Below are 7,132 nucleotides of genomic sequence, written 5' to 3'. Positions count from 1 at the left end.
GATATAGTGGCTTCAACAGAGAATGGGAATATTATTGATGTGGAAATGGAAAGAAGTCTAAAGAACGCTTCACCCTTAAGGGCGAGGTTCCATGCCAGTATATTGGATAGCAGTCTGTCATATGTTAATGAGAAATGGGAAAAGTTGCCTGAAATTTATGTTATTTTCATATGTGAAAAGGATGTTCTAGAAACAAACAGATTGAAAAATCATATCCAGAGGTATGGGGAAGATGGAGAAGCATTTGAGGATAAGGTACATATCATTTATATGAATGCCACCAAGGAAGATGAAACACCCTTAGGGAAGCTGATGCATGATTTAAGATGTGAAAATCATGAAGACATGTATTATGAAGTCTTGAAAAAAAGAGTCAGATATTTTAAACAAAAAGAAGGAGGAAAGAAAATTATGTGTGATATGATGGAAAAATTGGAAAAACGAGGAGAAAAAAGAGGAGAAATGAAAAGTCTTATTCAAATTCTGTTGAAGAAATTTCCAGGCATGAACTTTGAATGGGTCAAGGAGTGCAATGAACAACAGATAGAGAAAATTCAAGATCATATCTTAATGAATATCAGCTATGAAGAATTTTATCGCTTGATTCACTCATAAGTGAAAATGTAAAATAAATATTTATGGCTCTCTATGAGTTGATACTATTGTGAGAAAGATAATCGTTGAATGATGGAAAATGATTATCTTTTTTATTTTATTAAGTATTAAAAAGTGAATATCATATTTTTATTGTGAAAGATTGACAAGAGAGTAAAATAGAAGTAGGGAGGGGAATGGAATGAATATCATAACAATTGATCATGTGACAAAGGATTATGGATGTCAACGTGGTATTTTTAATATGAGTTTTCAAATCAAACAAGGAGAAACACTGGGATTTTTAGGACCTAATGGTAGTGGGAAGACAACAACGATTCGACATTTGATGGGATTTATGAAACCAGATAGTGGCGTTGTTCAAATTCATGGTTTAGATTGTTTTCAGGATGCTGCTCAGATTCAAAAAATGGTAGGCTATCTACCAGGTGAAATGTCATTTATTGATGATATGACAGGAATAGATTTTATTCAATTGATTGCTAAACTGAAGGGAATGCAAGATTTGAGTTATGCTTATGAATTGATGCAATTTTTAGAATTGGATGCAAAAGCTCCAATAAAACGTATGTCTAAAGGAATGAAACAGAAGATAGGTTTAGTCATAGCATTTATGCAAAATCCGCCAATCTTGATTTTAGATGAACCTACAAGTGGACTTGATCCATTAATGCAATTAAAGTTTGTAGAATTGATGAAACAATTCAAACAACAGGGAAAGACAATTCTTATGTCTTCACATATTTTTGAAGAGATTGAAAATATATGTGATCGTGTGGTTATTATTAAAGCTGGTCAAATTGTAGCTATTGAAGATATGGAAAAACTTAAACATAATCGTTATAAACATTATGAAATTCAATTCAGTTCATTACAGGAAGCAAACTTATTTATGAAAAAATATCCTGATGCCAGGCAAAATGAATGTTATGTGTCTTTAATGCTTCAAGGACATATTGATGATTTTATTAAAGATTTATCTCATTATAAGGTGAATGATTTAAATATTCGCTCACAATCATTAGAAGAAATCTTTTTACAATATTATGGGGAGTGATGATAGATGTCCTGGATTTTATATCAAAAAGAGTTAAAATCAAACTATAAAATTCTTTTGCTTTTTCTTGTTGTGATAACTATGTATTCAAGCATTATTATTGCTATGTATGATCCAGATATGAATAGTAGTCTGGAAATATTAGCAAAATCTATGCCACAAATTTTTGCGGCATTTGGTATGATGAACATAGCGACAACACTTTTAGATTTTATTACAAATTATCTATATGGATTTATACTTATTGTTTTTCCTTTTTTATTAAGTGTGATCTTATGTTATCGTTTGATTGGCAAATATGTAGATCATGGATCTATGGCTTATTTACTGGCAACACCTTTAAGTCGCCAACAGTTCATGATGACACAGCTGATGGTTTTATTAACAGCATTGGTTATTGTTGTGATATATGCCTTTGGATTTATTTCTATTTATGCGTGGTTGACGGTTAAAGAGGCGAGTATAGATATGATTTCCTTTTTGTCTGTCAATATAGGATTGTTAGGTATCCATTGTTTATTGGGAAGTTTATGTTATCTATCTTGTGCTTTGTTTAATGAAGCTAAGTTATCTATTGGCTTTGGTGCTGGGTTAGGTATTGTGTTTATTTTAATTCAAATGTTATCTGATGTCAGTCAACAATTTGAAATTCTTAATTATTTGACACCCTTAACTTTATTTGATCCTCAAAGTTTATCGAGTGGAGAATATCAGGCATTTGTTTATGTATTTATACTTTTTGTGAGTGCTTTGTTGTTGTTTGGGATTGGACAATTTCTTTTTAAAAAACGTGATTTACCATTATAGGCATATATGTTGTGCCTATGATGGTTTTTCTATATAATGAAGACAAAGGTGGGATATTTGTGAAAGTATTAGTTATTGGTGGTAGTTATTTTTTAGGACGTGTTTTAACCATGTCTTTATCAAAGCAATGGGATATGACATTGGTTAATAGAGGACATTATTCTATGAAAGATTATGGTGTCTTGGAATATATTTTGGATCGTCATGATTTGGATGCCTGGCAAAAATTACCAAAAGAAGATTATGATGCAGTTATTGATTTGTGTGCTTATCAAAAAGGAGATATTCAAACAGTGATTCAGTCTTTTCCTGGACAGATTCGTCATTATATATTGATCAGCACTGTTGATGTGTATCAGCGTCAAACAGGTCTTGACAAAGATGAACAGCATCCCCTTGAAACACGTCAGTTTGAAGGAGAAACAGGGGCTTATATTTTAGGAAAAATCCAATTAGAACAAGAATTACAGTCATTATCAAAAGAACATCATATTCCTTATACCATTTTAAGACCAGGCAATATTTATGGTCCATTCAATTATGCACCTAGAGAATCTGTATTGATTGAAAGAGCAGTGAAAGGATGGCCTCTATTTTCAATTAAGGATGCTCAGTGTACTTTTCAGCTTGTCTATGTGAAAGATGTTGTCAGTGCGATTGAAAAAGTTGTTGAAAAGAAAGCTTATAATACTATTTATAATGTTATTAATGATGAACAAGTGACTTATTCTATTATGAATGAAATTCTTAAAACTTGTCAGCCTGATGTCAGTATAGAAGAACATTCTTTAGTTGAAGCCATTGAACAACAATATCCATTGCCATATCCTATTTTTCAAGAAGAAATGGAATCTTATAATGGACAAAAGATTGTTCAAGAATTAGGTTTATCTTATACTCCACTAAATGTCGGATTAAGTAAGACTTATCAGGCTTTTTATCCAGTCTTTAGTCAAAATGAAAAACGATGAGATTTTGATTCTCATCGTTTTCTTTTACATATCTTGAATAGTTTGTTTGACAAGTTTCACAAGATTGATTTCAGCCTGATTAGCAGCTTCCATGACTTCCTGATGATTTAATTCACTATTTCCTAAACCAGCCGCTTTATTTGTCACAAGTGAAATACCTAAAGTTGTCATACCAGAATGTCTAGCGACAATCGCTTCAGGAACTGTAGACATTCCAACCATGTCTGCACCAATTGCTTTTAAAGCACGAATTTCAGCAGGTGTTTCAAACATTGGACCTTTAAAGAAACAATAAACACCTTCTTTAAGAGAAACATTTGTTTTTTGGGCTGCTTTTTTTGCAATTTCCTGTAAATGTTTTGAATAGACTTCTGTCATATCTTTAAAGCGAGGACCAAATTCATCTAAGTTAGGGCCACGTAATGGACTAGGTGCCATAAATCCAATATGATCTGAAATTAAAGTGATTTGTCCAGGATTTAAATCTTCTCTAATTCCACCACAAGCATTTGTAACAAATAAATAAGGAATGCCTAGTTTCGCAAATACACGAATAGGTAATGTCACAACATCCATATCATGCCCTTCATAATAGTGAAAGCGTCCTTTCATGGCACAGACTGTTTTTCCAGCAATGGTACCAATATAAAGTTTTCCTTCATGTCCAGGAATAGTAGAAACTGGAAAATGAGGAATATCCTGATAATCAATAATGATTGGATTTTCAATTTCATCTGCCAATGGACCTAAACCAGATCCTAAAATAATCGCAATATCAATTTTTCCATTATAGCGAGAATGGATATATTCATAAGCTTCATTAATTTTTGTATACATAACTCTCCTCCTTGTTTTCATTATAAACAAACTGTGCATGAAAAAAAAGACCTTTTTGAGGTCTTTAGTCAGCATTTAAGATTGCTGCCTGTGTATATGTTCTTTGAGTTAATTCATTATTTAATGAATAAAGTGATTTAGGATCATGACCAAACAATTCAAATTGTGTTAATAAGTCAGTTGCATTTTTTTCTTCTTCACCTTGTTCAGAGACATACCAGTCTAAGAATTTCATTGTACGGTAATCTCTCACTTCATATGCAGCATCATAGATTGTATGGATTAAACTTGTGACATATTGTTCATGTTCTAACCCATATTTTAATGGATCATCAAGATGATTTAATTCTTTATCAGGTTTATCAATAGCAGATAATGTTACAGCATAATCATTATCCTGTAAATATTGAAGAATACCCATAGCATGATCCATTTCTTCTTTAGCTTGAATATTATACCAGTTGGCATAACCATTTAAACCCTTATGCGTATAAAAATTAGCAAAATCCAAATATAAATAGGCAGAATACATTTCTTTATTAATTTGTTCATTTAATAAATCAGCAACTTTTTGATCTAACATTTTTTCATTCCTCCTTATATGTCTCATTATATACCTAATAGAATACAAAAACAATGTTCAACATTTAAGATTATGGACTTTATGAATCAAAATTTGATACAATATATATAAGAAGGTGAGGCTATGAATTTTAAAGAGGATTTTAAACTACAATCAATTGAGCTTAATGAAAAAAGAGTCATACGTGATGCCATTCATGATTATATTCATGTTGATCATTTGATCATCTGGCGTTTGATTAATTCTAAGGAAATGCAAAGGCTTCGAAGAATTAAACAATTAGGGGGAACTTATCAGGTTTTTCAAAGTGCAGAACATTCAAGATTTGTCCATTCTTTAGGTGTGTATCAGGTTGTCAGACGCATGTTAGAAACAGAGTGTTTAACAAATGCTTTAAGTGATTATGATAAGCTTTGTGTGATGTGTGCGGGATTACTGCATGATATCGGACATGGTCCATTTTCTCATTCTTTTGAAGGTGTTTTTGAAGAAAATCATGAAGATATGACAGTCAGAATGATTTTAGAAGAAAGTGAAGTGCACGATATTCTCGTATCGTTATATAAACAACTACCACAAGATGTCGCAAGTATTATTCAACATACACATCCTAATCGCATTTTAATTCAAATGGTATCCAGTCAGTTAGATGCTGATCGTATGGATTATTTATTAAGGGATTCTTATATGAGTGGAACGACTTATGGACATTTTGATATGTCACGTATTTTGCGTACAATGCGTATTCGTGATGGGAAAATTGTGTATAAAGAATCTGGAGTTCAAGCCATTGAAAATTATATTCTAGCAAGATACCATATGTACTGGCAGGTGTATTATCATCCGACAGCTCGTAGTTATGAACATCTTCTACAAAGCATTTTTCAAAGAGTCAAAGATTTATACTATGATGGTTACGTTTTCCAGACCCATTTACATTATTTAATTCCCATGTTGGAACACCGTTTTCAGGTCAGTGATTTTGTTGATTTAGATGAAGCTGTTATTTTATATTATTTTAAAGAATTTACACGTGAAAAAGATTTCATTTTAAGTGATCTGTCATCAAGATTTTTAAATCGTCATTTATTTAAATATCAACAATTGAAAAGTCAAAAAGATCTCGTGTCTATCAAAGCTATTGCCCAAGCCAAAGGATATCATCCGGATTATTATATTGTCAGTGATAATCAAAAACAAATTCCATATTTGCATTATGGTGAAAGTGGAGAATTAAGTGAAATTGAAATTTTAGATAGCGAAGGTTGTTTATCACCATTACCAATGAAATCTGAGATTGTTTCAGCTATCTTAAATTCAAAACGTTTTAAATCAGATCAAAAAGTATTTTTCCCAAAGGAGATTAAAGATGAATTATCAATTTTTTAATAAGCTTCCTGAAGAAGCAAAAATGATTAGAGAAAAAGTCTTTGTTGAAGAACAGGGATTTCAAAATGAATTTGATGAACAAGATGAACATAGTTGGCATCTGGTTATTTATGATTATCGTACACCTGTAGGATGTGCTCGTATGTTTGATGAAAAGGGAGATATTGTTTTTGGGAGAATCGCAGTGATTCCAGAAAAACGACATAAACATTTAGGAAGTTATATCTTACATGAACTAGAAAAGAAAGCCAGAGAACTTGGTTATCCAAAAGCTAAACTTTCAGCCCAGGTGGGTGCTATGGGATTCTATGAAAAGAACGGTTTTCAAGCATATGGTGAGGAATATTTAGATGAATTTTGTCCTCACATTCATATGGAAAAAAGATTATAATATGTGTCATTGTCAATGAACTGTTGTTCATTGACTTTTTTGAAAAATAAAATCATTTGAATATATAGAAACTATATATAATGTTTCATATACCACAATATTTACTATCAGCAAATATTGTGGTATATTTGTTTTAGAAAGATATGTTTTTTAACTTTTTTGTCCTGAAAAAAGAAAAATGTCAAAATAATGCGTATATAGATAAGTGAAGGGTTCTTGATTATCATTCCTTAAATATCTAGGAGATTGAAACTATAAAAAATAAAAGGAGGAATAATCAAAATGAATCAGGAATATCTTGAATTTGTGAAAGCATTAAGACTTATGATGATATCTTTATGAAAGTTATCTTCAATGATCAGCACTGCATTGAATTATTATTCAATATCATTTTTGAAGAGGATATTTCCATTATAGAATGGCATATTCAGGATGAATACAGAAATCTTCATGGTAGAACAGTCATTATGGATATAGTGGCT

The 7,132-nt window shown here is 31.4% G+C and carries 8 protein-coding genes; 6 read left to right on the top strand and 2 right to left on the bottom strand.

From position 1 onward, the window contains the following. The 4 genes from B5E79_RS12960 to B5E79_RS12945 form a co-directional block, all read left to right on the top strand. Window positions 1-615, top strand: a 615-nt coding sequence (locus B5E79_RS12960) for a PD-(D/E)XK nuclease family transposase (protein WP_206393216.1), incomplete at its 5' end; no start/stop codon positions are given. Between the two features lie 181 nt (window positions 616-796). Continuing rightward, window positions 797-1,672 carry an ABC transporter ATP-binding protein gene (locus B5E79_RS12955; protein ID WP_087298326.1) on the top strand — a complete coding sequence of 292 codons (876 nt, stop codon included), beginning with the start codon at window positions 797-799 and terminating at the stop codon, window positions 1,670-1,672. Window positions 1,673-1,678: 6 nt separating this feature from the next. Further along, a complete protein-coding gene (locus B5E79_RS12950) occupies window positions 1,679-2,479 on the top strand; it encodes an ABC transporter permease subunit (RefSeq protein ID WP_087298325.1) in 801 nt (266 codons plus the stop codon). 59 nt (window positions 2,480-2,538) lie between these two features. Continuing rightward, window positions 2,539-3,450: an NAD-dependent epimerase/dehydratase family protein gene (locus B5E79_RS12945; protein ID WP_158095508.1), complete on the top strand. Its 912-nt coding sequence runs from the start codon at window positions 2,539-2,541 to the stop codon at window positions 3,448-3,450. 24 nt (window positions 3,451-3,474) lie between these two features. Here the strand turns inward: B5E79_RS12945 and B5E79_RS12940 are convergent, their stop codons facing one another. Both B5E79_RS12940 and B5E79_RS12935 read right to left on the bottom strand, forming a co-directional pair. Next, window positions 3,475-4,287, bottom strand: a complete 813-nt coding sequence (locus B5E79_RS12940) for a purine-nucleoside phosphorylase (protein ID WP_087298323.1) — start codon at window positions 4,285-4,287, stop codon at window positions 3,475-3,477. A 64-nt stretch (window positions 4,288-4,351) separates the two neighbouring features. Then, complete coding sequence (locus tag B5E79_RS12935; protein ID WP_087243450.1) at window positions 4,352-4,870, bottom strand: ferritin; 519 nt, start codon at window positions 4,868-4,870, stop codon at window positions 4,352-4,354. A gap of 123 nt (window positions 4,871-4,993) precedes the next feature. Between B5E79_RS12935 and B5E79_RS12930 the strand changes: the two genes are divergently transcribed. Both B5E79_RS12930 and B5E79_RS12925 read left to right on the top strand, forming a co-directional pair. Next, on the top strand, window positions 4,994-6,259 hold the full coding sequence (locus B5E79_RS12930) for an HD domain-containing protein (protein WP_087298322.1): 1,266 nt from the start codon (window positions 4,994-4,996) through the stop codon (window positions 6,257-6,259). Beyond that, the gene (locus tag B5E79_RS12925) at window positions 6,240-6,650 is read left to right on the top strand and encodes a GNAT family N-acetyltransferase (protein ID WP_087243448.1); all 411 of its coding nucleotides are present in this window, start codon (window positions 6,240-6,242) and stop codon (window positions 6,648-6,650) included. Before B5E79_RS12930 ends, B5E79_RS12925 begins: the two co-directional genes overlap by 20 nt. Window positions 6,651-7,132: the final 482 nt, after the last annotated feature.

The organism is Massilimicrobiota sp. An134 (assembly GCF_002160815.1).
Lineage (GTDB): Bacteria > Bacillota_I > Bacilli_A > Erysipelotrichales > Coprobacillaceae > Allocoprobacillus > Allocoprobacillus merdigallinarum.
This window is presented reverse-complemented; position numbering and strand designations above follow the sequence as displayed.